This is a genomic window from Actinacidiphila bryophytorum, assembly GCF_016916835.1.
GTDB lineage: Bacteria > Actinomycetota > Actinomycetes > Streptomycetales > Streptomycetaceae > Actinacidiphila > Actinacidiphila bryophytorum.
In genome coordinates this window covers 36543-57869 of record NZ_JAFFIX010000031.1, presented here as the reverse complement: position 1 = coordinate 57869, position 21327 = coordinate 36543, and the positions used below count along the sequence as shown (strand labels likewise).

General features: G+C 73.3%; 25 protein-coding genes. 11 read left to right on the top strand and 14 right to left on the bottom strand.

The window, feature by feature from the left end:
• Positions 1-65 precede the first annotated feature (65 nt).
• The gene (locus JT723_RS31400; RefSeq protein WP_205048258.1) at positions 66-911 is read left to right on the top strand and encodes a metalloregulator ArsR/SmtB family transcription factor; all 846 of its coding nucleotides are present in this window, start codon (positions 66-68) and stop codon (positions 909-911) included.
• A complete protein-coding gene (locus JT723_RS31395) occupies positions 908-1510 on the top strand; it encodes a dihydrofolate reductase family protein (protein ID WP_205048257.1) in 603 nt (200 codons plus the stop codon). Before JT723_RS31400 ends, JT723_RS31395 begins: the two co-directional genes overlap by 4 nt.
• 62 nt (positions 1511-1572) lie before the next feature.
• Here JT723_RS31395 and JT723_RS31390 read toward each other — a convergent pair whose 3' ends face one another.
• Both JT723_RS31390 and JT723_RS31385 read right to left on the bottom strand, forming a co-directional pair.
• Complete coding sequence (locus tag JT723_RS31390) at positions 1573-2061, bottom strand: hypothetical protein (RefSeq protein WP_205048256.1); 489 nt, start codon at positions 2059-2061, stop codon at positions 1573-1575.
• A gap of 212 nt (positions 2062-2273) precedes the next feature.
• Entirely contained in the window at positions 2274-2723 is a 450-nt protein-coding gene (locus tag JT723_RS31385; protein WP_205048255.1) for a hypothetical protein, read from the bottom strand.
• A gap of 178 nt (positions 2724-2901) precedes the next feature.
• On the opposite strand from JT723_RS31385, the gene JT723_RS31380 reads away from it, so the two are divergent.
• Both JT723_RS31380 and JT723_RS31375 read left to right on the top strand, forming a co-directional pair.
• On the top strand, positions 2902-3222 hold the full coding sequence (locus tag JT723_RS31380; protein WP_205048254.1) for an NIPSNAP family protein: 321 nt from the start codon (positions 2902-2904) through the stop codon (positions 3220-3222).
• Between the two features lie 129 nt (positions 3223-3351).
• On the top strand, positions 3352-4797 hold the full coding sequence (locus JT723_RS31375) for an ATP-binding SpoIIE family protein phosphatase (RefSeq protein WP_205048253.1): 1446 nt from the start codon (positions 3352-3354) through the stop codon (positions 4795-4797).
• Positions 4798-4910: 113 nt separating this feature from the next.
• On the opposite strand, the gene JT723_RS31370 is transcribed toward JT723_RS31375, so the two are convergent.
• Positions 4911-5864, bottom strand: a complete 954-nt coding sequence (locus tag JT723_RS31370; RefSeq protein WP_205048252.1) for a DUF389 domain-containing protein — start codon at positions 5862-5864, stop codon at positions 4911-4913.
• Between the two features lie 193 nt (positions 5865-6057).
• A complete protein-coding gene (locus JT723_RS31365) occupies positions 6058-7071 on the bottom strand; it encodes a hypothetical protein (RefSeq protein WP_205048251.1) in 1014 nt (337 codons plus the stop codon).
• 163 nt (positions 7072-7234) lie between these two features.
• Between JT723_RS31365 and JT723_RS31360 the strand changes: the two genes are divergently transcribed.
• Positions 7235-7966 (top strand): class I SAM-dependent methyltransferase, encoded by a 732-nt coding sequence (locus JT723_RS31360; protein WP_205048272.1) that lies wholly within the window; start codon positions 7235-7237, stop codon positions 7964-7966.
• A gap of 55 nt (positions 7967-8021) precedes the next feature.
• Positions 8022-8933 carry an NADP-dependent oxidoreductase gene (locus JT723_RS31355; protein WP_205048250.1) on the top strand — a complete coding sequence of 304 codons (912 nt, stop codon included), beginning with the start codon at positions 8022-8024 and terminating at the stop codon, positions 8931-8933.
• Positions 8934-8957: 24 nt separating this feature from the next.
• Here JT723_RS31355 and JT723_RS31350 read toward each other — a convergent pair whose 3' ends face one another.
• The 3 genes from JT723_RS31350 to JT723_RS31340 form a co-directional block, all read right to left on the bottom strand.
• Positions 8958-9488, bottom strand: a complete 531-nt coding sequence (locus JT723_RS31350; RefSeq protein WP_205048249.1) for a GNAT family N-acetyltransferase — start codon at positions 9486-9488, stop codon at positions 8958-8960.
• Between the two features lie 35 nt (positions 9489-9523).
• On the bottom strand, positions 9524-10459 hold the full coding sequence (gene sigJ / locus JT723_RS31345) for an RNA polymerase sigma factor SigJ (RefSeq protein ID WP_205048248.1): 936 nt from the start codon (positions 10457-10459) through the stop codon (positions 9524-9526).
• 139 nt (positions 10460-10598) lie between these two features.
• Positions 10599-11345 carry an SAM-dependent methyltransferase gene (locus JT723_RS31340; protein WP_205048247.1) on the bottom strand — a complete coding sequence of 249 codons (747 nt, stop codon included), beginning with the start codon at positions 11343-11345 and terminating at the stop codon, positions 10599-10601.
• 103 nt (positions 11346-11448) lie between these two features.
• Here JT723_RS31340 and JT723_RS31335 point away from each other — a divergent pair, with 103 nt between their 5' ends.
• Positions 11449-11937, top strand: coding sequence for a GNAT family N-acetyltransferase (locus tag JT723_RS31335; RefSeq protein ID WP_205048246.1), 489 nt, complete (start codon positions 11449-11451; stop codon positions 11935-11937).
• 20 nt (positions 11938-11957) lie between these two features.
• Positions 11958-12482: a GNAT family N-acetyltransferase gene (locus JT723_RS31330; RefSeq protein WP_205048245.1), complete on the top strand. Its 525-nt coding sequence runs from the start codon at positions 11958-11960 to the stop codon at positions 12480-12482.
• Positions 12483-12743: 261 nt separating this feature from the next.
• On the opposite strand, the gene JT723_RS31325 is transcribed toward JT723_RS31330, so the two are convergent.
• The 3 genes from JT723_RS31325 to rpmG form a co-directional block, all read right to left on the bottom strand.
• Complete coding sequence (locus tag JT723_RS31325) at positions 12744-13391, bottom strand: hemerythrin domain-containing protein (protein ID WP_205048244.1); 648 nt, start codon at positions 13389-13391, stop codon at positions 12744-12746.
• Between the two features lie 147 nt (positions 13392-13538).
• Complete coding sequence (locus JT723_RS31320) at positions 13539-13790, bottom strand: type B 50S ribosomal protein L31 (RefSeq protein WP_205048243.1); 252 nt, start codon at positions 13788-13790, stop codon at positions 13539-13541.
• A 69-nt stretch (positions 13791-13859) separates the two neighbouring features.
• Positions 13860-14024, bottom strand: coding sequence for a 50S ribosomal protein L33 (gene rpmG / locus JT723_RS31315; RefSeq protein ID WP_205048242.1), 165 nt, complete (start codon positions 14022-14024; stop codon positions 13860-13862).
• A 171-nt stretch (positions 14025-14195) separates the two neighbouring features.
• Between rpmG and JT723_RS31310 the strand changes: the two genes are divergently transcribed.
• Positions 14196-14864, top strand: a complete 669-nt coding sequence (locus tag JT723_RS31310) for a TetR/AcrR family transcriptional regulator (RefSeq protein WP_205048241.1) — start codon at positions 14196-14198, stop codon at positions 14862-14864.
• Positions 14865-15129: 265 nt separating this feature from the next.
• Here JT723_RS31310 and JT723_RS31305 read toward each other — a convergent pair whose 3' ends face one another.
• The 3 genes from JT723_RS31305 to JT723_RS31295 all read right to left on the bottom strand — a co-directional run bounded on the left by JT723_RS31305 (position 15130) and on the right by JT723_RS31295 (position 18098).
• Positions 15130-16002, bottom strand: a complete 873-nt coding sequence (locus JT723_RS31305) for a VOC family protein (RefSeq protein WP_205048240.1) — start codon at positions 16000-16002, stop codon at positions 15130-15132.
• A 94-nt stretch (positions 16003-16096) separates the two neighbouring features.
• Positions 16097-16882, bottom strand: coding sequence for a LamG domain-containing protein (locus JT723_RS31300; RefSeq protein ID WP_205048239.1), 786 nt, complete (start codon positions 16880-16882; stop codon positions 16097-16099).
• A 181-nt stretch (positions 16883-17063) separates the two neighbouring features.
• A complete protein-coding gene (locus JT723_RS31295; protein WP_205048238.1) occupies positions 17064-18098 on the bottom strand; it encodes an aldo/keto reductase in 1035 nt (344 codons plus the stop codon).
• Between the two features lie 168 nt (positions 18099-18266).
• Here JT723_RS31295 and JT723_RS31290 point away from each other — a divergent pair, with 168 nt between their 5' ends.
• Together JT723_RS31290 and JT723_RS31285 are read left to right on the top strand one after the other, a co-directional pair.
• Positions 18267-19013: a phosphotransferase family protein gene (locus JT723_RS31290; RefSeq protein ID WP_205048237.1), complete on the top strand. Its 747-nt coding sequence runs from the start codon at positions 18267-18269 to the stop codon at positions 19011-19013.
• A gap of 395 nt (positions 19014-19408) precedes the next feature.
• On the top strand, positions 19409-20284 hold the full coding sequence (locus tag JT723_RS31285) for a LysR family transcriptional regulator (protein ID WP_205048236.1): 876 nt from the start codon (positions 19409-19411) through the stop codon (positions 20282-20284).
• A 16-nt stretch (positions 20285-20300) separates the two neighbouring features.
• On the opposite strand, the gene JT723_RS31280 is transcribed toward JT723_RS31285, so the two are convergent.
• Positions 20301-21239, bottom strand: a complete 939-nt coding sequence (locus JT723_RS31280) for an alpha/beta fold hydrolase (protein ID WP_205048235.1) — start codon at positions 21237-21239, stop codon at positions 20301-20303.
• Positions 21240-21327 lie beyond the last annotated feature (88 nt).

Sequence of the window (21327 nt, the reverse complement as noted above, 5' to 3'; positions counted from 1 at the left end):
CGCGGCGGGACCTTCCGAGAGATATTCCTTGACACGAATATTCTCCGTGGAGAATACTTGCAGCCATGGACGCACTCCTCGCCGCACTGGCCGACCCGGCCCGCTGGCGGCTCGTCGGCCTGCTGGCCGAACGGCCCCGCTCGGTCGGCGTTCTCGCCCAACTCGCCGGTGCACGCCAGCCGCAGACGACCAAGCACCTGCAGACGCTTGAGCGCGCCGGCCTCGTCACCTCGGAGCGCACCGGCCAGCGCCGCATCTACGTGCTCCGGTCCGATCCCCTGCGGGAGCTCGCGGCGGCGCTCGGCCGGCTCGCGGACACCGCCGACCGGGAGGACGGCCCGCGCGCGGCCTACGACAGCTACGGGCGCAGCCTCCACGCGGAGCGGCTCGCGGCGGAGCAGCCGGGGTGGGCAGACGGCCGCTCGTTCAGGTTCCTCCGGTCGCTGCCGGGGGGCCCCGAGCTGGTGTGGCGCCACCTGACGGAGGCCGCACTGCTCGCCCGCTGGTGGACGCCCGACGACCTCCGCGTCTCCGAGCTGGTCTTCGAGGCCCGGCCGGGCGGGCGGATCGTCCAGGAGTTCCGCGACGCCGAAGACGCCGACGGATCCGACGCCGTCGTCGGGCGCGCGGAGGGAGTCGTGGACGACGTTCGGCCCGGTGAACGCCTCGCCTTCCGGCTCTCGCCACTGCTGGGCGACGGCGGCCTCGCCTTCACCTCCCACGTCGACCTGGGCCTTCAGCCCCGCGGGACCGGCACGGAACTCGACGTCCACTGGCGGATCGCCGACAGCACCGTCGACTCCGCTGACTTCATCGCAGGTATCGAGATCGGCTTCGGCCAGTGCCTCGACAAACTCGCGGCGAACCTCGCCGCCGAACCGCACCGCACCCACACAAGGAGCACGACATGACGCAGCAGAGCACCGGCCGCCGGGTCGTCACCAACATGGCCCTCTCCCTCGACGGCCGCTACGCCAGCCCCGCGGGCCCCCAGGACATGAGCTGGGTGATGCCGTACGCCGTCACCGACGTGGCACGCGACCATCTGACCAGCCTCTGGGAGCCCGCTACGACGGCCCTGCTCGGGCGGGTCAACGCCGAGGGGTTCCTGGGCTTCTGGCCCACCGTCATCGGTATGGAGGGCGCCGACCCGCGGGACGAGGGCTTCGCGAAGTGGCTGGTCGACACGGACAAGGTGGTCCTCTCCTCGACCCTCGACACGTCGCCGTGGGAGCGGGCGGCGGTCGTGGACAAGCCGGCCACGGAGGTGGTCGCGGACCTCAGGGCCGCGGAAGGCGGCGACATCCTCGTACTGTCCAGCGCGAGCGTGATCAAGGCGCTGCTGGCGGCCGACCAGGTCGACCGGCTGGCCTTCACGGTCTTCCCGGTCTTCCTCGGGGGCGGACCGCGCCTCTTCGACGACGGCCTGCCCCCGGGGCAGTGGACGCTGGCGAGCCAGTCCGCGGGCGAGCACGGCACGCTGGCATTGGTCTACGACCGGGTCCGCTGAGCCGTCCGGCCGTCCGGCCGTCCAGCCGGGGAGCCGGCGATCCCGGCGGCGGAGGCGGCCCGTCAGGCGATGGGCGGCGCCAGGTAGGTCACCGCCTTGCCGCAGTAGCTCGGCGGCAGCGTCCTGACCGGGTTGCGGCAGACCTGGACCACGACGCGGTCGACCGCGGCAGCGGCGGTGGACTTCCCGAGGGTGAACTCGAAGCTCACGGTGCCGTTGTCGGCGGTCCTGGACTGCTGCTCGATCTCGACGCTGCCGGCGTAGGCGGTGAAGGTGGCGGTGCTGGAGTACCCGTCGCTGGTGCAGATGGCGGCCGGGTCGGTGGGCAGCGGCCGGTCGGAGACCTGGCCCTTGACCGCCACGGCGGACACCGGCAGGGGCGATGTGGTGCCGTAGGTCCAGCCGAAGGTGCCGCTGGTGGTGCCGTAGTGGCAGGCGTCACCGGAGTCGGCCGCGAACTGCTGGGTGATGGACGCCGCGTGGGCGGAGCCGGGTAACGCGAGGACGACCAGCGCAGCAGCGAGGACGCCCAGAGGGCGGATGGGGTGCATGGGGGGATCCCTTCCGTACGGATTGGTATGCGCGCAGTAGGGAGTGCATCGCGTACTCCACACCCGCCGGTCGCCGCTGTCAACGACCTGAACCAACCCGGCCGAAGCCGCACAACCGCCCCCCGGCCGGGGCGGCGCGGGGCATAAGGCCGCGCGTACGACACGGGCCATTACCCGGCAGGAGACCGCCTGATCCGATGGAAAACGGCGGTCTACCAGGCCGCCGTGCAGACGGTGAGCACGTTTCCGGCGATAAGGGGTTCCTCCTCCACGCACGCCTTCGAAACATCCGGCGCGCTGTCGTAGTACCAGCCGGTGTAGGAACTCGCGCCCGGCGTGGAGATGGTGTGGTAGCCCGAGACGGTCGTGAAGCTCTTCCCTCCGTCTGCCGACCGCTCAAGCCACCCGGTGCACCGGTACGTGGCGTCCGCCGTCCGGCTCATGTAGACACCCGCGCTGGCCTGGAGCGACGCGTTGCTGTAGAGAATCGCCTCGCATCCGTCGACCCACCTGGTCGCCTGCACCACCGACGAACTGCTCGACGCGGAGGCGCTCGCCGCGTGGCCGGCGGGAGCGGTGAATGCTGCGGCAGCCGTCGCGACCGCCGCCGTCATGACGACTGCCCGGACGTTCCAGCCCAGCTGTCCGAATGTGTGACGCACGCTTCCTCCCGAGGAAACGGGCCGGACGCACCTGATCGGCGCGGCCCGGTCAAGTATTATGAGGGTCATACTTTATCACTCGGAATTCCCTGTCCGGCAGACGGTGATCCCGCCTACGGCGATGGCGGCCATGTGCGACGGTTCATCACGCAGTGACCCTCCGCCAGAAAGGCCATCCGTGATCACCTGCGTCGTCGACTACACCATCGACCCGTCGAAGATCGCCGCGTTCGAGGAGTTCGCCCGCCGCTGGATCGACCTGGTGAACCGCAACGGCGGTACGCACCACGGCTACTTCCTGCCCGCGGAGGGAGCCAGCGACAAGGCCCTCGCGCTGTTCAGCTTCCCTTCCCTCGCCGCCTACGAGGCGTACCGCGAGCTGTTCGGCCGGGACCCGGAGTTCATCGCCGCGGACGCCGTCCGCGACGACAGCTCATGCGTGGTCCGCTACAGCCGCACGTTCATGCGCCCGCTCCTCCCACCCGACGCGGCACCGTAGCGGCGGGCACAGATCGCGTCGCACCGGCAGACCGTCGCATTTACGCTGCAATGATCCCGATTTGGTAAAATCAAGGTAATCAACGTGTCATGCGAGCGTGTAGCGCCCGAGAGGGGAGGCAGGCACGCCATGGAGGAGCAACGGGCCGCCGCAGGGAGCCGGCCGACCACCAGGGCCGGTGCTCTGCTGACCCGGGTGCTTCCCTCCGCTGCGCTGCTCGCCGCCGCGGGCCTGCTGCTCGCGGCCCCGCCGGACGACCACTTCGGGCTGCTCGTCGCCGTCGTGCCCTTCCTCGCCGCCGCCGTGCACGGCGTGCAGGCGACCGCCGTGATCGGCGCGCTGTCCGTCGCCGTCTTCGCCGCGCTGCGGCAGTGGCGCACCGAGGACGAGCCCGAGGTCGCGGTGATCAAGCTCGCCCTGGTGTCGGCGGCCGCGGCGGTCGCGGTGCTGATCAGCCAGGCGCGCTCCCGGGAACAGCGGCTCAACAGGGCCAGGGACATCGCCCTGGCCCTGCAGGAAGGGCTGCTGCCGCAGGCGATACCGCGCAGCAGCGCGGTCGACGTGTGCCAGCGCTATGTGCCGACCGACGCGGAGGCAGGGGTCGGCGGCGACTGGTTCGACGTGATCCGGCTGTCCGGTGCGCGTGTCGCCCTGGTGATGGGCGACGTCGTCGGCCACGGTGTGCGCGCCGCGGCCACGATGGGGCGGCTGCGCACCGCTGTGCGCACCCTCGCCGACCTCGACCTGGCTCCGGACGAGGTGCTGGCGCGGATGGACGATCTCGCCGAGCAGCTGGACGAGGACGGCAGCCACGGCCTGGGGGCGACCTGCCTCTACCTGGTCTACGACCCGGTCTCCGGGGTCTGCACCCTCGCCAGCGCCGGCCACACCCCGCCCGCGCTGCTGCGCCCCGACGGCACCGTCGACTTCCCGCAGCTGGTCGAGCACCCGCCGCTCGGCATGGGCGGCACCCCCTTCACGGCCACGGAGCTGACCCTTGCCGAGGGGACCGTGATCGCCCTGTACACCGACGGCCTGCTCGACCTGCGCCACCGCACCGCCGACACGGCCCTCGCCGCCGTCGGCCGCGCACTCGGCCCGCCCGGCGCGTCGCTCCAGCAACTGTGCGACCGGGTGTATGCCGAGGCGCCCGCGGACTCCGACGACGACGTCGCGGTGATGCTGGCCCGGGTGAAGTCGGTCCCCGGCGACCGCGTCGCGACCTGGCATCTGCCCGCCGACCCGAGGTCGGCCGGCACGGCGCGCTCGGCGGCAGCGGAGCGGCTGGCGGCGTGGGGCCTGGAGGAGGCGCAGTTCACCACGGAGCTGGTGGTCAGCGAGCTGGTGACCAATGCCGTACGGCATGCGACCGCCCCGATCACCTTGCGGGTCATCCGGGACGACACCCTCATCTGCGAGGTCTCCGACGGCAGCAGCAACGCGCCGCACATGCGGCTGGCCCGGCTGACGGACGAGGGCGGCCGCGGCCTCTACCTCGTCGGCCGACTCGCCGAACGCTGGGGCACCCGCTACACGGGTACGGGCAAGACCATCTGGGTCGAGCAGTCGCTGTGACGCCGGCCGTCAGCCGGAGGAGGCGCACCGGGTGGTCGGCGAGGACGACCGGGCCGACAGTGCCGGCGAGTGGGCGGACGATCGCCTCGGCCGCCGGTTCGCCGCCGGCGGCCTCACGGCGCCGGCGGCGACGTCGCCGCGGCGCGCCCGCGCTGCCGGTGCCACACCCACTTCTGGACGAGCAGGGTGACCAGGCCCGCGACGACGATGCCCGCGAGGTTGAGTGCCAGCTGCCAGGCCGATCCCAGTACCTCGTGCCACGCGGTGTAGGACAGGGCCAGCGCGGCGTTCGCGGCGGCCGGGACCGTCGTCACGGAGATCGCCACCCCGACCAGCGCCCCGGACTTCGCCGACGTCAGCGAGAGCACTCCGGCGATACCGGCCAGCAGGGCCACCACGAAGGAGTCGGCGGTCGGCTGCCAGATGAACTGGGTGGCGGGGTGCGGGCGCTCGAACTGCGAACGGCTGAACAGGCCGAACAGGTCGAGAAGCGCTGCGAACGCCCCGGTGACGAGCATCGCCGCCAGGAAGCCGACGACGAGGGCCTTCGCCGACCGCGCCACGAGCTGCTTCCTGCGGATCACCAGCCCGGTGCAGATCCCGGCCAGCGGTCCGAACTCCGGCCCCACCGCCATCGCGCCCACGATCAGGATGGAACTGTCCAGCATGACCCCGTAGGCGGCGAGCATCGTCGCCACGGACAGGAACGCGAGATAGGTGACCGTGAGGGTGGACTCGTCCTCGGTCAGTTCCGCCATCGAGTCCCACAGCACTGCGTCCGCGCCGTCACCGGGGGCGTCCCGTTCGGCATCGTCCGATCTGCGGGACAGCGACATGTCGACGGAGTCCACCGCGATCAGCCCGCGCTCCTCCAGGCCGAGACCGCGCAGGCCGGCCAGCAGCGGGTCCGCCGCCTCACGGGCGACGTCGCAGGTCATCAGGTCGCCGACCGGATCCAGGGCGGCGCCCTTGAGCAGGGTCAGATGGGTGGCCCCCACCGTCGAGGTGATCAGCTCTGCGACCTCGTCGGTGAGGTCTGCGGGGACGATCAGCCGGAACTGGAGCACGGTGCCTGCCTCCTGCGAAGCGCTCGGTGACGGCGCAGGTGGTCTCCGCCCCGGTGCGCCGGGGCGAAGTCTAGGCGGCCGTGCGCCCAAGGCCGGGGGCGGCGGGGGCTCGGCATAGCGGCCGTGTGCCGGACACCAGGCCGTCGGCGACCGCCACGTCTGTCAGCGGCGGTCACCGCTGTTGGTGAACCGGTCAGCGGCGCAGCCAGCCGCGGGCGACGGCCTCGGCGCCGAGCTGGAAGCGCGAGCCGACCGAGGCCAGGTCCATCAGGGCGCGGATCTTGCGTTCGACGGTGCGCAGGGACAGGTCGAGCTGGACGGCGATGGTGCGGTCGGCCACGTCCAGGGCGAGCAACGCGAGGATCTGCCGGTCGATCTCGCCGGGCTCGTTGCCCGCGGGGCGGCTGCCGGCCGCAGCACCCGGCAGCGGTCTGGCGCGCTGCCAGTGCTCCTCGAAGAGCAGCACCAGGGCGTGGACGAGGCCCGTGCCGTGGACGACGACGGTGTCGGCGGTGCCGGGACCCTCGGCGAGCGACAGCGGCACCATGGCGTTGGCGCGGTCCGAGACGATCATCCGCATCGGGATGTCGGCGGCGACCCGCATCTTCATGCCGAGACCGGTGGCCTCCCGTACGTCGTCCCACATGCCGGGGACCTCCAGGTGGCTGCGGGTGATCACCGCACGGAAGTCGATCCCGCGCAGCAGCGCGTCGTGTTCCATGGGGTGCACGCTGGCGCGCTCCACCGCGATCACCGACTCGGCCAGGAACATCAGCACCTCGTGGCGGGCGCCGCCGATCAGCTGCCCGAGCCGGTGGCGTACCGCGACCGGGCCCGAGACGACTTCCACGACGCCGCCCGCGGCCCGCGAGGAGGCGCTGCGGAACTGCTCGGTGAGCGCGGTGACGGCGGCGCCGGCCTCGTCGAGCGAGGTGCGCCGGCGTACCAGCAGCGGGGCCAGTGCGACGGACGGGGAGCTGGCCCGGTAGGTGCGGTCGGCCGCGTCCTGGGCGCCTGCGGCGCCGAACGGCTGCGGCTCCTCGCGGACGACGAGCCCGCCGGCAGCCATGTCCTCCAGCCGGGCCACCGCCTGCCCGACGCCGATGCCCGCCCGTTCGGCCACCTCGGCCGCCGAACTGCCCGGCCGGCCGACCAGCAGGACGTACAGCCGCTCGTGCTCCGGCGGGATACCGAGCGGGGCCAGCATGGACAACTCCCGGGGCTCGCCGAAACGGTCCGTGCCGGAATCTTCATGGCCGGTACAACTGATGTCAACACCCGCCGCCCGGGGGGGGGCGTCGGCCGCCCGCCGCAAAACGCCTGGCCCGCAGGCCTCGCCCCCGCCTAGGGTGCAGGACATGGACGTGGACGTGGACCCAGCGGACTTCTACACCGGCATCGTCGCGGAGATGTACGCACCGCTGAAGGCGGTCAGCCAGGAGGCCGGGCCGTACGCGGCCTTCGTGCGCGAAGCCGGCTCGCCCGCACTGGAGTTGGGCTGCGGCGACGGAGACCCGCTGCTGGCGCTGCGGCAGCTCGGGCTGGACGTCGAGGGCGTCGACTCCTCCGCCGACATGCTGACGCGGTGCAGGCGCCGGGCGAAGGAGCAGGGCGTGGAGGTCGTCGTCCACCACCAGCGCATGGAGGCGCTCGACCTGCCGCGTCGCTACCGGGCGGTCTTCCTGGCCGGGCCGACCTTCAACCTGCTGGCCGACGACGCCGTCGCGCTGGCCGCGCTGCGCGGCATCCGCAGCCATCTGGCCGAGGGCGGCACCGCCCTGGTGCCGCTGTTCGTCCCCTCCCCCACACCCGCGGGGCAGTTCGGCCGGGCGCGTACCGCGATCGGCGCCGACGGGGCTGAGCTGCGCGTGTCGGTGGTGGGCGAGGAGCGCGACGAGGAAGCGCGGACGCAGGTGACGGTGCTGCGCTACGAGCGCCGGCACGGCGGCGTGAGCACCGCCGTGGACCGCGACTGGGTCCTGCACTGGTATCCCCCCGGCGGTTTCGAGGCACTGGCCGCAGCGGCGGGGCTGACCGTGGCGTCCGTCGCGGACACCGCGGACGGCGGTGTGCGGGAATACCGGCTGCGGGCCGCGGATTAGCCCCTGTCGCAGGCCCCGGCAGCAGGCCGCGGGCCGAAGACGTGGGGATGTGCTGATGCGCGCTGTGGTGATCGACGGATACGGCGGCCCCGAGGTGCTGCGGCTCGCCGAGGTGGCGGAGCCGGTCGCGGGACCGGGCCAGGTGCGGGTCAAGGTGCGCACCGCGGGCGTCAACCCGGTCGACGTCAAGCAGCGCACCGGCTTCTTCGCGGCCGTCGCCCAGGCCCGCTTCCCCCTGCGGCTGGGCAACGAGTACGCGGGCACCGTCGACCAGGTCGGCGCGGGCGTCGCGGACTTCGCCGTCGGCGACGCCGTCTTCGGCTCGGCGACCGGGCAGTGCTACGCGGAGTCGGTCGTGGTCGACGCGGCGGACGTCGTGTCCAAGCCCGAGGCGCTGGGCTGGGACGCGGCCGGCGGGCTGCCCGCGGTCGGGCAGACCGCGTACACCGCGCTGGAGCAGATCGGCGGCATCGGCCGCGGCGAGACGCTGCTCGTGCACGCAGCCGCGGGCGGGGTCGGCACGGTCGCGGTGCAGATCGCGCGGCTGCGGGGTGCGACCGTGATCGGCACCGCGAGCGAGGCCAACCACGACTACCTGCGCTCGCTCGGCGCCGTACCGGTGGCCTACGGTCCCGGTCTGCTGGACCGGGTGCGGGCGCTGGCGCCCGGCGGGGTCGACGCGGCGCTCGACGCGGTCGGCGGGGACGCCACGGCGGTCTCGCTGGCGCTGGTCGCCGACCGGCGCAGGGTCGGCACCACCATCGATGCCGCGGCCGCGCAGGAGCACGGCTTCCTGCGGGTCGGCGGGCGGACGACCCCGGGGCTGCGGCAGCTGGCCGAGTGGTGCCGCGCAGGTGACCTGGTCCTGCCCAGCATCACGGGCTACCCGCTCGACCAGGTCGCGGCGGCCCACCGGCAGGTCGAGGCCGGGCACACCCGCGGGAAGGTCGTACTGCGGGTCGGGTGAGCGGCCCTCGCGGCCCGCGGAGCGTCAGCCGACCCGCAGGGCCAGCAGCTGCCCCGGCCAGGTGCCGACCTGGAAGGTCCCGGTCGGGGTGAAGCCGTTGCGCCGGTAGAAGGCGACGAGTTCGCCCCCGCCGCCCGCCCAGCAGTCCACCCGCAGCAGGTCCACGCCGGCCCGCCGGGTCTCCTCGACGGCGTGCGCCAGCAGCGCGGCCCCGACGCCGCGCCCGGCGTGCCGCCGGTCGGAGACCAGTAGCCGCACGTAACGCTCGGGCTCCCCCGCCGGCGCGATCGGCATCTGCGGACTGGGTCCCGAGTCCAGCACCATGGTGCCGACGGGCGTGCCGTCCAGCTCGGCGACGAAGGGGTCGTTGTCCGTCAGGTAGCGCTCGACGCGCTCCACTCCGCCGGGCTTGCGCGAGTAGGGCGTGGTGCCCCACTGCTCGGTGTTGCCGCGGGCGTTCATCCAGACGATCGCGCCGTCGAGCATGTCCAGCGTGGCCGCGACGTCGGCCGGTCCACCGGGCCTGATGCGGATGCCGCATGTCGTGTCGTTCACGGCGAGATCCTACGAGGCGGGCCGAGGAGCAGGTCTCAGACCGTGGTCCAGTGGCGGAGCTTCTCGGGGTTGCGCACCACCCAGATGTGCTTGATCCGGTCGCCGGTGACCTCGAAGGCGAAGACGGTGACGATGACGCCGTCCTGCTCGGCGACCAGACCGGGCTGGCCGTTGACCGTACGCTCCAGGAAGGCCATGTCGCTCGGCTTGCGGCGGGCGAGTTCCAGCCAGGCGTGCGCGATACGCCGGCCGCCCTCGATGGGGTGCAGGAAGGTGGTGGCCAGGCCGCCGCCGTCGCCCACGGCCATCGCGTCGGGGTCGAGCAGGCCGATCAGGGCGTCGATGTCCTTCGCCTCCCAGGCCCGCTTGAAGTCCCGTACGACGCCCGCGCTCTGCGCCGCCGGGGTCGCGGAGGGCTGCGAGTTGCGGATGCGGCGGCGGGCGGAGGAGGCCAGCTGGCGGCAGGCGGCCGGGGTGCGGCCGACGATCTCGGCGACCTCGGCGAAGGAGTGGCAGAAGACGTCGTGGAGGATGAACGCCACGCGTTCTGCCGGGGTCATCGACTCCAGCACGACCAGGAAGGCCAGGTTGACCGACTCGTCCAGGGTGACCCGGTCGGCGGGGTCGGCGCTGGTGCCGGCCCGGCCGCTGGTCCACTCGGTGCGCTCGGGCAGCGGCTCGGGGATCCACTCGCCGACGTAGGTCTCGCGCCTGGCCCGCGCCGAGCCGAGCAGGTTCAGGCAGATCCGGCTGGTGACCGTGGTCAGCCAGGCGCCGGGCGACTCGATGGCGTCCTGCTGCTGCCGGGTCATGGCGTACCAGCGGGCGTACGTCTCCTGGACGGCGTCCTCGGCCTCGGCCAGGGAGCCCAGCAGGCGGTAGGCGATGTTGATCAGCTGGCGGCGCTCGCTCATGATCGCTTCAAGGCCCGGCTCTGGCCGGCCGCGTCCCGTCCCGAATCGGGTGGTCATGGTGCCGAGGGCTCCCTTGGTCGCATGTGCCTTCACCTGTCCGACAAGACAGCGCTCCGGAATGTGAGGCCAAAGCTCCGGTTGCCGGTCGCCGCGGCCCGGGACGAAACGTCCCGGGCCGCTGACGCTGCCGTCCGCGTCAGGCGCGGTCCTCCCGGGTCCTGCGCAGGACCAGGCTGACGAAGCCGAAGGAGTCCCGGTAGGTGTGCAGCCATTCTGTCCGGCGGGTGTCCGCGGTTTCCAGGACCTCGCCGGACCGCGCGTCGCCCCGGTGGTCGAGTGCCCAGGCGGCCAGGCCGCCCCAGCAGGCCCACTCGTAGGCGTCCAGCTCGCGGCGGGTGCTGATGTGGCCGTTCACCGGCGTCCACCCCTCGGCGACGACGCTGTCCACGACGGCCGCCAGGTCGCCGAAGTCCCCGAGCATCTCGACGGCCTCCGCGGTCGGCGGGCGCTCCCAGAAGCCGTCGCCGACCAGCACGCTGCCGCCGGGGGCCAGGTGCTTGCGGGCGGCGGCCAGCGTCGGGAGCAGGCCGCCGAAGGCGTGCGCGGCCCCGACGCTGAGCACCAGGTCGAAGGGCTGCGGCGCGGCGAACTGCGCGGCGTCCTGCCGGTGCAGCACCAGCCGCTCGCGCAGGCCGCGCCGGGTCGCCGCCTCGTCGGCCTGGGCGAGGGCCTCAGGCGATACGTCCACGCCCTCGGCGTGCACCTGCGGCCCCGTATCCAGCGCGCGCAGCAGCCATTCGCCGCCGCCGCAGCCGAGGTCGAGGACGCGCTCGTCCCCGCGCGGCAGGGCCTTGGCCAGCAACTGGCGCACCGATTCGTCGTCGAGCGGCGCCTTGATCGGGTGGTCGGCATGGGCGATGCGGGAGATCTCTTCACGATTCACCGGTGCACCCTTCCAACAGATGCGGCCGATCCGCATCCGGTTTTCCGCCGCGGGGTGCGGATATCCGCTGGATACCGCCGCGGGGTGCGGGCATGCTGGCCGGATGTTGATCAGGGAAGCCACCGCGCAGGACTGGCCCGCCATCTGGCCGTTCTTCCACCGCATCGTCACCGAGGGCGAGACGTTCACCTACCCCGCGGACCTCACGGAGGACCAGGGCCGGGAGTGGTGGCTGCTTCCCGCCCCCTTCCGTACGGTCGTCGCGGAGGACGAGGCGGGCACGGTGGTCGGCACCGCGAAGATGAACCGCAACCACATGGGCAACGGCTCGCACATCGCCAGCGCCAGCTACATGGTCGACCCGCAGTACGCGGGCCGGGGCGTGGGGCGCGCGCTGTGCACGTACACGGTGGACTGGGCGCGGGCCGAGGGCTACCGGGCGATGCAGTTCAACGCCGTCGTGGAGAGCAACACGGCCGCGGTCCGGCTGTACGAGTCGCTCGGCTTCCAGGTCATCGGCACCCTGCCGGAGGGCTTCCGCCACCCGCAACTGGGTTACGTCGGCCTGCACATCATGCATCTGGCGCTCTGACACGCGGGCCGGGAGGACGCATGAACCGCGCGGACGGCAGCGACGACCTGGTCACGGACCGCCTGGTGCTGCACCCGCTGAGCGCCGCGGAGGCCGAGCGGGTGCGCGAGGGCACGCCCGGCGGCGGCGAGCAGTGGGCCGACGGCTACCCCGACGCGGGCGACGTGTCGGCGATGACGCGTTTCCTGGCCACCTGCGAGAGCAGCGGCGACCCGCGGCCGTTCGGCACGTACGAGATACGGCTGCGGGCCGGCGGCCTGACCGTCGGCGGGGTGGACTTCCACGGCCCGCCGGACCAGGACGGCGGCGTCACCGTCGGCTACGGGCTCGTACCGTCGTCACGCGGCAAGGGCTACGCCTCCGAGGCGCTGCGCGCCCTGCTGGCCTTCGCCCGCGCCCAGGGCGTCAGCAGTGTGGCGGGCGACACCGACATAGCCAACACCGCCTCGCAGCGCGTGATGGCGGCGGCGGGCATGCGGCTGGTCGCGACGACCGGGCAGCTCGCCTTCTACCGGGTCTCCTGGGACGGTCCCGCGCAGCCGTGAGGGCGCAGGCGGGCGCACGGGCGCGGACTGCGCCCACGGGCAGGAGAGTGCCCCCGGCGTGGGCGGATGGGGCTGGTCGAAGGCACTGTCCGCCGCAGCTTGTGGCGGCACTCTCCCGGCTGCCGACCCTAGCGGCGGCCGGGCCTGCGGCAGCGCGGGACGTGCTGCCGCAGGCCCGGCTCCACCCGATCAAGTGACGGTGCGGCCCGTACACGGACGGCTTCCGCCGGGTGCGGGCCGGGCGCCGGCGGCCGTTCCAGGTCAGGCCGCCGCGGTCCGCCAGCGGTCCAGGGCGGCGAAGGCCGGCGCCCACTCGTCGTGGTAGGCGCCGCGCACCGGTGCGGGCAGCGGGCGCAGCGCCGCCTCGGTGTCCGCCGCGTCCGCACCCTCCAGCAGCCACGGCAGGTAGAGCGGCATGGCCGGTCCGATCCGATTGCCGTGCTCCACGCCGAACAGCCGCAGCACCTCCGGTGTCGCGTAGGCGTCCACGACCGCCAGGCCCTGGTCCTCCTCGTGCGTCAGGTGCGCGTTCAGACCCGCGACCAGGCGGCTCACGATCGCCGTCAGCGCACCGGTGCCCGGCTCGTCGGAGGCGATGGCGGCGTCCACGGCGGCAAGGCCGGGGTCGATGACGGCGTGCTCCGCCTCCATGGCGTCGAGGAGGTCGTTCTCGTCGGGCCTGCCCGCGACGGCGGCCCGTATCGCAGGCCACAGGATGTCGTCCTCCGCGCCGTGGTGGACGTGCAGGTAGTCCTTGAACATCTGCCAGCCGGGGGCGGAGCGCAGGACCGCCCGCGGGTCGGTGTCCGTGCGGGCGGCGGTGGCCGCGATGTGGCCCAGCTCGCGGCGCAGGGCGTCGTGCATCACGTACATCATGGTCATGTCCTGGGTGAATGCGCTGTTCCTCATCGTTCCCCTCCGGGTGTTGCCGTGCGGTGCGTCGGCGCCGGGCGGCGCCGCCGCGCACCCCACTGACGGAGGGCGCCGGGGAAACGTGACGGGCCGCGCCCCCCTGCTCGGGAGGCGCGGCCCATGGTGCGCGGAGCGGCTGCCGGCTCAGCCGGCGCTGTGGCCGTAGCGGCGGCGGAAGCGCTCGACGCGGCCCGCGGTGTCCAGCTCGCGTGCCCTTCCGGTGTAGAAGGGGTGGCTCGCCGAGGAGATCTCCACGTCGATGACGGGGTAGGTGCTGCCGTCCGTCCACTCGACGGTGCGGTCGGAGGTCGCGGTGGAGCGGGTGAGGAAGGCCAGGTCACCGGCCCGGTCGCGGAAGACCACCGGACGGGACGTGGGGTGGATGCCGTTCTTCATGGGGGTCCTTTCGTGGTGGGTGCGGTACCGGGCGTACGTTGCGTCGCGTGGCAGCGGGGGTGCGCTGTGTCAGCGCTCCTCGCGGAAGAGCACGTGCTTGCGGGCGACGGGGTCGTACTTGAGCAGCGTCAGCCGGTCCGGGTCGTTGCGGCGGTTCTTGCGGGTCACGTAGGTGTGACCGGTGCCGGCGGTGGAGCGGAGCTTCACGACCGGGCGCAGTTCGCTGCGGGCCATGGGTCCACCTCTTTCCGTCATCGTTATCGTTTTCTTGTCCGTCGCCGTGGTCAACGCAAGGGGTCCGGCCCGCATTCCCGGGCGGCACCCTCCCCGGACGAGTGACCGCACGGTCGTACGGTCACTCGCGTACGCTGGGCGCACCGGTTCCGCGACACGAGGGAGGCTTCAGTGGCGACGACCGCGAGGACGGGCACCGCGCGTACCGACGGGCGGGTCGCGCGCGGGGACGAGACGCGGCGGGTGGTGCTGGAGCACGCCGTCGGCGTGGCCTCCGTCGAGGGCCTGGACGGGCTCACCGTCGGGCGGCTCGCCGGCGACCTGGGGCTCAGCAAGAGCGGGGTCTTCGCCCTGTTCGGCTCGAAGGAGGACCTTCAGCTGGCGACCGTGCGCGCCGCGATCGGGATTTTCCTGGAGAACGTGGTGCACCCCGCGCACGAGCTGCCGCACGGCATGGACCGGCTGTGGCGGCTGTGCGCCGGCTGGCTGGCCTATTCGCGGAGCCGGGTCTTCCCCGGCGGCTGCTTCTTCTACGCCGCCGCCGCCGAGTACGACTCCCGCCCCGGGCGGGTGCACGACACGGTCGCGGCGGCCAGGAGGAACTGGTCGTCCTTCCTGGAGCAGACGCTCAGGGAGGCGCAGCAGGCCGGGCAGGCGCGGGAGGACCTGGACCTGCCGCAACTGGTCTTCGAGATGTGCGCGCTGATGGAGATGGCCAACGGGGACTCGGTGCTGCACGGGGACGACGCGGGTTACGCGATGGCGGCCGCGGGCATCCTGCGGCGGCTGCGGGAGGCCGCGACCGATCCCTCGCTGCTGCCCGAGCGCTACGCGGGGTGAGGTCCCCTTCTGACCGCCCTTCCTCTCCCGGGTCGACTTTTAGCACGACCGTTCGTGTATATTTCTGCTCCGAGCAGCCGTCACCACAGGGGGCAGGGCATGGCGCATTCCGCGGGGTCCCGGCCGGGGCCCAATCAGTGGATCAAGGACCATCTGGACGCGCTGATAGACGCGCAGCTGCTGCCCGAGCCGCCGCTGCGGGTCCCCGAGAGGCGTGCCCGGCGGGCCGCGCGCGGGCGGGTACCGGCCGTGGCGCCGGACGCGGCTAGCGCGAGAAGACCGTGAACAGGGCGCCGTCCGGATCGCGCAGGTCGGCCCACGGACCGGCGGGGCCGCCGCCGCTGCCGAGCACCGCGCCGCCCAGCGCCCGGGCCGCCTCCATGCACGCCGCCACGTCCTCGACGGCGAAGTGGACGGCCCAGTGCGGGCGCACCGCGGGGTCCGGCGCCGCCTCGACGGCTCCCGAGGAGATCCGCGCCACCACCTCGCCGCAGGAGCGGACGACGACCTCGGCCTTCTCGTACTCGTAGGACACGCTGCAGCAGCCGCGCCCCTCGTCGGCCCACTCCAGGACGCCGCCGTAGAAGATGGCCGACTCGAAGGCGTCCCTGGTGCGCAGGCGCACGACGACCGGGCCGCGGTCGTGCCAGGACTGCCAGCCGCCGGGCAGGCGGCCGTCCCAGACCCCGAAGACGGCGCCGTCGCGGTCGGCGGCGAGGACCGCGCGGCCGGAGGCGAAGGACACCGGGCCGAGCGCCACGGTGGCGCTGCGCTCGCGGATCCTGGCGGTCGCCTCGTCGGCCTGGGAGACCGCGAAGAAGGGCGTCCAGCCCACCGCGACCTGCATGTCGCCGGCGACCGCCCCGATCGTGGCGAGCGGACGGCCGCCGGTCACCGCGACGGCGAAGCGCTCGCCCAGCGTCGTGGAGCGGAACTCCCAGTCCAGCACGGTGCCGTAGAACTTCTCCGCCGCGGCCAGGTCCCGTGCGGTCAGGCTCACCCAGCAGGGGGCGCCGCACGCGACCTGGGAGCCGGTCGTCTCCGCACCGGAGGTGCCGCCCTCACGGGGCGTGCCCGTCCCGTCGGCCGCGCGCGTGGCGTGCGGCCCCCCTTCCACCGGCTGCCGCCGCCCGGTCATCGCACCGACTCCGCTTCGTTCGTCTCGTGCCCATGGGAGAACAACCCCTGGCGCGCAAGGGTCTCGTATGCGCACCTGCCCGGTCCGCGCGTGATCATGCCGGGAGATCCTTAACTGTTGCGCCGGGCGTGGCGGCGGGGGCTGCGCTCCTGGTCGTGCCGGTGGTGGCGCTCGTGGCGGCGCTCCCGGTGGCGGTGGCGCGGCGCACGGTCAGCCCCGCGCACCGCCAGTGCAGTTCGCCGGTGCCGGCCCGCGGCGGCAGATGCCCGTAGCGGCCGGCCGCGACGCTGATGCAGACGACCGGCCAGGCCCGCCAGTGCGGGCCGACTCCCTGGTGGTCGGCGTAGAGGAGGCGGCCGTCCGCGTACCACTCGACGCTCTCGGTGCCGAAGACCACCCGCAGCGCGAAGGGGCGGCCCGCGGTGACGGCGCCCTCGGCGTAGTGGGCGGCCGGGCGGACGTGGTTGGTGAGTTCGAGCAGGCCGGGGTTGGTGGGGTGGTACTCGAAGGCGTCGACCTCGCCGTGCCCCGGCTGCGGGCGGCCGCGGGTGTCGCGCCCCCAGGTCCACAGCGCGGGCCAGGCGCCCTGGACGTCGTGGACCGTGCAGGTCGCGGTGAGTTCGTCGTCCGGCAGCAGCTCGAAGCCGCCGGGGGCGAACTCGGTGGAGACCAGGTCGGTGTACCAGTCGCCGCCGCGGGCGCGGCGGGCGGTGAACACGCCGTCGGCGGTGGGGCCGTGGCGGGGGCCGATGACGTCGAGCTTGTTGTCGCCGGGATTGCGCCCGTCGCCGGGATAGGCGGAGGTGCGGCCGACCGCCCAGGCGGTGCGGTCGTCGAAGGGCGCGTCGAAGACCACGGTGGCGGTGGGGCGGTCGGTCATCCCGTCTCCCTCCTGACGGCCGGAATGACCCCATTCAATCCGGTTCGGCCACCCCAGGGTAAGCCGCGTGCGGAGGCGCGGACAGGCGTGCGCAGCCCGGCGCACGCCCCCCGCGCCTGTGGTGCACCCGCCCGGGTCGGCCCGCGAGGTCAGGGCCGCGCCGGGCGGGTGGCCGGATCGGTCAGCGACCGCCCTCGATACGGCGCGAGCGCTGGTCCACGCCGGGGACGCCGTACGGGTAGTCCGCGGCGCCCGGGTCGCTGGCCTTGTCGAGCCGGGCCGTCTGCTCGGCGGTCAGCCGCAGGTCGGCGGACCCGAGGTTGTCGTCGAGCTGCTCGACGGTGCGGGCGCCGAGGATGACCGAGGTGACGGCCGGGCGGTCGAGCAGCCAGGCGAGGGCGACCTGTGCCATCGTGGCGCCGGTCTCCTCCGCGACCGCCTGGACCTCGTCCACCACCGCCCAGGTGCGCGCCATCGCGGCCCGCCGGTCGTACGCCTCGACACCGCGGTCGGGGTTCTCGCCGAGCCGGGTGGCGCCGGTGGGCCGCTCGTCGCGGCGGTACTTGCCCGTGAGCCAGCCGCCGCCGAGCGGGCTCCACGGCAGCAGGCCCAGGCCCTCGGACTCACACGCCGGGGTGATCTCCCACTCGATCTCGCGGCTGAGCAGGCTGTACTGCGGCTGCAGCGTGACCGGCCGGACCAGGCCGCGGAAGTCGGCGGTGTCGACGGCCTTCTGCAGCTGCCAGCCGGTGAAGTTCGACAGGCCGACGTAGTGGATACGGCCCTGGTGGACCGCATCGCTGAGGAACTGCAGGGTCTCCTCGACCGGGGTCAGCGGGTCCCAGGAGTGCACCTGGTAGAGGTCGATCGAGTCGACGCCGAGCCGGCGCAGCGAGGCGGTCAGCGCGCGGTCGAGGTGCCGCCGCGACAGGCCGGCGTCGTTGGGTCCCGGACCCATCGGGAAGCGCCCCTTGGTGGCGATCACCACCTGCTCGGTGACATCGGCGGGCCGGTCGGCGATCCAGCGGCCGACGATCTCCTCGGAGCGGCCGCCGCTGTAGACGTCGGCGGTGTCGATGAAAGTGCCGCCGGCCTCGACGAAGCGGTCGAGCTGCGCGAAGGCGGTCTTCTCGTCCGACTCCGAGCCGAAGGTCATGGTGCCCAGGCACAGGGCGGAGACGGCGCATCCGCTGCGGCCGAGATTGCGGTACTCCACGGTGAAGCTCCTTAGACAGCTGCCTGGTGGGTGGCCGAACGGCCGTCGACCATGCTCACCCCGGCATCGGTGAGCCGTCCAATAGAAGAAAGCGGTTGCATTCATCGGCAGGGCTTCTCAATCACGCCGTCTGCCTCGCGATGAGCGTGACCGGGATACTGGTCGGCCATGGATGAGGTCGCGGTCGTCGTCGCCCACTCCGAGCGCGCGACCCTGCGCGTCGGCGACGTGTTCTTGAAGGTGGACACCGACCAGGCGCGTATCGACGCCGAGGTCGCGGCCCTGGCGCTGGTGCCGGTGCCGACCCCCGAGGTCCTGTGGCGCAGGCCGCCCGTGCTCGCGCTCGCCGCCGTCCCGGGGAGGGCGCTCGGGCGCCTCGGTGAGCCGTCGGCCGCATCGCCGACGGCATGGGCCGCGGCCGGTGCCGCCGTCCGGCGGCTGCACGAGGCGCCGCTGCCGCCCTGGCACGGCCGGCGCCGCCGGGATCCCGGGGAGCTGGCGGCGGAACTCGACGGCGAGTGCGAGCTGCTGGTGGCGCACGGCATCCTGCCCGCCGACCTGGTCACCCGGAACCGCCACGTCGCCGAGGCCGCGATCCGGCCGTGGACCCCGGTCTTCACGCACGGCGACCTGCAGGTCGACCACGTCTTCGTCGACGGCGACGAGGTCACCGGCATCATCGACTGGTCCGAGGCGGGCCGCGGCGACGCACTGTTCGACCTCGCGACCCTCACCCTCGGGCACGAGGAGCACCTCGCCGACGTTGTTTCGGGTTACGGCGCCGGCGTCGACCTCGACGTGATCCGCGCGTGGTGGTCGTTGCGGAGCCTGCTGGGAGTGCGCTGGCTGGTCGAGCACGGCTTCGACCCGTCCGCCCCGGGCTGCGAGGTCGACGTGTTGAAGTCCCGGATGTGAGGCAGGCCGCCGCCCGTGCACCGGGGCCGGCCGCACGTCTGTAGCCTGCACATGTGGCGGAGACGTGGGACGAAGAGCATCTGGTTGCGGACGGCTTCGAGCGCATGTACATCGAGCTCGAGTGGTACGACGGCCCACGCGTCGGTCTGGCCGACGTCGACGGCACGCTGCACTACGTCGACGGGTGCGGGGGAGCAGCGGCCGGGCGTCCGTTTCCGGCGAGGCGGGGGTCGACGCGCGCTACGACGAGCTGGACGCCCTGCTCGGGCCGTACCACCGTGTGCCGGGCGACGCGCGACGGCTCCCAGGCGAGCTTCTGTACACCGGAACCGGCCACCGTGTGGAGGGGACGGGCTACTGGTTCCGGTGGCGTCCGGGCAGTGAGAGGGGCAGGGATGGAACTGCGGCAGCTTGAGTACTTCGTCGCCGTCGCCGAGGAGCGGCACTTCACGCGGGCGGCGCACCGGATGGTGGTGTCCCAGTCGGGGCTTTCCGCCTCGGTGCGGGCGCTGGAACGCGAGTTGGGCGCCGCGCTCTTCACCCGGACGACGCGCAGCGTCGAACTGACCGGCGCCGGGCGGGCGCTGCTGACCGAGGCGACCCGCACGCTGGCCGCCGCGCGGGCCGCGGGCGACGCGGTCGCCGCGGTGCAGGGGCTGCTGCGGGGCAGCCTGGCGGTGGGCACCGAGCAGTGCGTCAACGTCGACGTGGGCGCGCTGCTCGCCCGCTTCCGCGCCGAGCACGGCAATGTGGAGGTCAGGCTGCGCCAGGCCGGGTCCGCGGTGATGGCGCAGGACGTCGCCGACGGGCGGCTCGACCTGGCCTTCATCACGCTGCCGGGGCCGCCGCCCGAGGGGGTGCGGCTGCTGCCGCTGACCAGCGAGCCGATGGTGCTGCTCTGCCACCCGGGGCACCGGCTGGCGGGCGAACCGTATGCGGAGTGGGGGGAGTTGGCGGACGAGACGTTCGTGGACTGGCACGAGGACTGGGGCGCCAGGCGGCTGACCGACCGCGCCTTCGCGGCGAGCGGCACACCCCGCCGTATCGGTGTCGAGGTCTACGACGTGCACACCCTGATCGACATGGTGCGCCACGGCCTGGGCATCGCGGTGGTCCCCCAGCCCATCTCCCGCAAACCCGAGGCCTCCGCTCTCGCCGTGGTCCCGCTCAAGGGCCAGGAGGACCACCCCTGGGAGGTCTCCGTCGCCCTCCCCGCCGCCGACCGCCACTCCCCCGCCGCCCGCTCCCTCCTGTCCTACCTGAACCTCTGAACCACCCGGCCGCCGGTCAGCGGCTGCCGGCGATGAAGTCGGCGACGGCGGCGGCGACCGCTGCGGGCTGCTCGTCCGGTATGAAGTGCCCGGCGTCGGGCACGACGACCCCGGTGACGTCGCCGGCCCACGGGCTGAGGGACGCCGCCATGTCGGGTATGGAGCCGTGGCTGCCGGAGATGCCGAGGACGGGCACGTTCAGCTGCTGCCGGCTGAGCGCCTCGTGGTTCCTGCGCGCCGACTCGGCGGCGTACCGGTAGTAGGCGAGGGCGGCGCGCAGCCCGCCGTCGGCGGCGACCGCTGCCGCGTAGTGGCCGATCTCGGTGTCGTCGAACGTGTCGGGGGACAGGGCTTTCGCCCTCAGGAACCACCCGACGTACTCCGTTTCGCGGCCGGCCAGCAGCGCCTCGGGCAGGTCGGGCACGAGATGGAACGCGAAATGCCAGGTCTTCCATGCCTTCTCCGGATCGAGGGGAACCGCCTCGGGGAGGGTGATGCCGGGGATCCCGGCGTCGAGCAGGGCGACCCCGTGCAGGTGGTTCCCGAAGTCGAGGGCGAGGGAGAAGGCGACCCAGGCGCCGACGTCGTGGGCGACCAGCCAGTAGGTCGGCACTCCCAGGGCCTTCACGGCGCCGTGGACGTGCGCGGCGATCGTGTGGGTGTCGTAACTGCCCTCAGGCCGCTCGGAATGCCCCTGGCCCGGCAGGTCGACCGCGATGACGTGGAAGCGGTCGGCGAGGGCGGGCATCACCTTCCGCCAGGCCCACCAGGTCTGCGGGAATCCGGCGAGCAGCACGACAGCCGGACCGGTGTGCGGGCCGCCTTCGACGGCGTGGAGGCGGACACCGCCGGCGTCGGCCCAGCGGTGGGTGAATCCCGGCAGGTCGTGCAGGGGCAGGTCGCGGACGGGACGGGTTTCGGCGCTGCGCAGGGCGCTGGTCGCGGGGCCGATCACAGGAATCCTCCAATTGTGGCACGCGCGGTCGTCGAGTCCGGGAGCGCCCGGCCGTGGCCACGCCGGGACGCTAACACATCTTGAACCA

What these genes read in the sequence shown, in the direction of transcription:
- JT723_RS31400 (WP_205048258.1), top strand. Translation starts at nt 66, where the DNA reads ATGGACGCACTCCTCGCCGCACTGGCCGACCCGGCCCGCTGGCGGCTC.
- JT723_RS31395 (WP_205048257.1), top strand. Translation starts at nt 908, where the DNA reads ATGACGCAGCAGAGCACCGGCCGCCGGGTCGTCACCAACATGGCCCTC.
- JT723_RS31390 (WP_205048256.1), bottom strand. Translation starts at nt 2,061, where the DNA reads ATGCACCCCATCCGCCCTCTGGGCGTCCTCGCTGCTGCGCTGGTCGTC.
- JT723_RS31375 (WP_205048253.1), top strand. Translation starts at nt 3,352, where the DNA reads ATGGAGGAGCAACGGGCCGCCGCAGGGAGCCGGCCGACCACCAGGGCC.
- JT723_RS31365 (WP_205048251.1), bottom strand. Translation starts at nt 7,071, where the DNA reads ATGCTGGCCCCGCTCGGTATCCCGCCGGAGCACGAGCGGCTGTACGTC.
- JT723_RS31355 (WP_205048250.1), top strand. Translation starts at nt 8,022, where the DNA reads ATGCGCGCTGTGGTGATCGACGGATACGGCGGCCCCGAGGTGCTGCGG.
- sigJ (WP_205048248.1), bottom strand. Translation starts at nt 10,459, where the DNA reads ATGACCACCCGATTCGGGACGGGACGCGGCCGGCCAGAGCCGGGCCTT.
- JT723_RS31335 (WP_205048246.1), top strand. Translation starts at nt 11,449, where the DNA reads ATGTTGATCAGGGAAGCCACCGCGCAGGACTGGCCCGCCATCTGGCCG.
- JT723_RS31330 (WP_205048245.1), top strand. Translation starts at nt 11,958, where the DNA reads ATGAACCGCGCGGACGGCAGCGACGACCTGGTCACGGACCGCCTGGTG.
- JT723_RS31325 (WP_205048244.1), bottom strand. Translation starts at nt 13,391, where the DNA reads ATGAGGAACAGCGCATTCACCCAGGACATGACCATGATGTACGTGATG.
- JT723_RS31320 (WP_205048243.1), bottom strand. Translation starts at nt 13,790, where the DNA reads ATGAAGAACGGCATCCACCCCACGTCCCGTCCGGTGGTCTTCCGCGAC.
- rpmG (WP_205048242.1), bottom strand. Translation starts at nt 14,024, where the DNA reads ATGGCCCGCAGCGAACTGCGCCCGGTCGTGAAGCTCCGCTCCACCGCC.
- JT723_RS31305 (WP_205048240.1), bottom strand. Translation starts at nt 16,002, where the DNA reads ATGACCGGGCGGCGGCAGCCGGTGGAAGGGGGGCCGCACGCCACGCGC.
- JT723_RS31300 (WP_205048239.1), bottom strand. Translation starts at nt 16,882, where the DNA reads ATGACCGACCGCCCCACCGCCACCGTGGTCTTCGACGCGCCCTTCGAC.
- JT723_RS31290 (WP_205048237.1), top strand. Translation starts at nt 18,267, where the DNA reads ATGGATGAGGTCGCGGTCGTCGTCGCCCACTCCGAGCGCGCGACCCTG.
- JT723_RS31285 (WP_205048236.1), top strand. Translation starts at nt 19,409, where the DNA reads ATGGAACTGCGGCAGCTTGAGTACTTCGTCGCCGTCGCCGAGGAGCGG.